This window comes from Neotamlana sedimentorum (assembly GCF_000943565.1).
Lineage (GTDB): Bacteria > Bacteroidota > Bacteroidia > Flavobacteriales > Flavobacteriaceae > Neotamlana > Neotamlana sedimentorum.
Map to the genome: position 1 here is coordinate 1 of NZ_JTDW01000040.1, position 1,873 is coordinate 1,873.

Here is a 1,873-nt window from a genome sequence, read left to right on the forward strand (position 1 = left end):
CAAACAGCGCCTTTACCCTACGAGACTATTAGTTCAGGGTCATGGACTTCAACTTCGACGTGGTTACACGGAGATGTATGGGACATTACGGATTTAAATAAGACAAAGGAATGGAGTATTGTTCATATAAAGAACAATACAGAAATAACGGGTTCTCATAGTAGTTTAGGTTTGCTTATCGATTCAGGAGTTACATTAACCGTTCATGGTGATCATCAGGTAAATAATAGTTGGTATTTAGAGTTAAACGGGACTTTAGATTTAGAGGGTGATTCTCAATTAGTTCAAGGTGTTCGAAGTGATTTAGTAACCTCTTCCACAGGGAAAGTTTTAAGGCGTCAAGAAGGCACCTCTAATGCCTTCAGGTATAATTATTGGAGTTCGCCAGTAGGGGCTTTAGGAGCGACAACATTGAGTGATAATAATGCCTCTATAAATAATAGTAATAACAGTGCATTTAACTTAAATATGTTAGAAGATGCAAGTGGAAATAACTGGACATTTACCTCGGGCTATACAGGTAATAATAGTATAAGCACATATTGGTTGTATACATACAAAAACGGTTTAAAATATTGGGATTGGGCACAAATAGGTCCGTCGTCTAATATAGCTCCAGGTGTAGGGTATACCCAAAAAGGTACAGGAGTATCAGGTTCCACACAACAATATATATTTGAAGGCAAGCCAAATAATGGTACGATAAAAATAGCAGTTAGCGATAAAGGAGGTTCGGGTTCTGTGCCAGATGTATCGAAGACCGAATATTTAGTAGGTAATCCTTATGCTTCAGCGCTGGATATATATCAATTTATAGAAGATAATGAAGGCGTAATAGATGGTACCGTAAGTGTTTGGCAACAATGGGCAGGGAACACCCATTATTTAAGTGAGTACGAAGGGGGATATGCTCAGATAAGTAAATTAGGAAGTATACGTGCCTATCAATTTGAAGGGATAACAGGCTCAACTAATGGTTCCCAAGATGGAACGATAGTGCCAACTAGATATATGCCTGTTGGTCAAGGTTTTATGGTAGAAGTGGTAGCCAATGGAGTGTTGGAGTTTAATAATGGACAACGTGTATTTATAAAAGAGTCCGATGCCGATGGTAGTGAATATGCGGGTTCAGTATTTTCAAAAGCGAGTTCGATTAAATCGGAAAAACCAGAGGAAACTGGAATGCAAAAATTACGCTTAACCTTAACATCGGTCACAGGTCCGAAAACCCATAGAGAGTTATTGTTAGGTTTTAGTGATTATACTAGCGATGGATACGATTATGGATATGATGCAAAGTGTACAGACAACAATAATAATGATTTGTTGTTGGATTTGGAAGGAGAGAATATGAGTATGCAGGCGTATGGTTTAATAAGTAAAGAGAAGGAAATTCCATTAAACTTTAAGTCATCGGGAAGAAACAGTTTTGAGATAGGCTTAAGTGATCAACTTAATATACCGGCTGATCAGGCGATTTATTTGCGAGATAGTTATACTAATACGTATTTCGATTTAACTCAAGGAGAGGCCTATAGTTTTACTAGTGATCAAGGTAAGTTTAACACTCGCTTTGCTATAGTTTTTCAAAGTAAAGCAGAGACTTTAGCAGTAAATGAAGCACAGGCCGAGTCTAATTATATGTATTACGAGAATACAAGTAAAACTTTTTATGTTAAGAAGTTAACGTCACAAGTTAAAAACTTAGCAGTTATAAATATGCAAGGCCAGCGCGTTATTGAACTAGAACATGTAGAACAAACACGATTAGCAAATGGTCTTGTATTAAGTAATGTGTCTACAGGAGCTTACGTGATTTGTTTAAGAACAGATGCTAATCAAGTACTCACTAAAAAGATTGTGGTTAAGTAAA

Annotated in this window: 1 protein-coding gene; it reads left to right on the forward strand. The window is 36.9% G+C overall.

The window, feature by feature from the left end; all coding sequences use genetic code 11:
* On the forward strand, window positions 1-1,872 hold a 1,872-nt coding region (locus tag PW52_RS16895; RefSeq protein ID WP_044634164.1), incomplete at its 5' end, for a T9SS type A sorting domain-containing protein.
* Between the last annotated feature and the right edge of the window lies 1 nt (window position 1,873).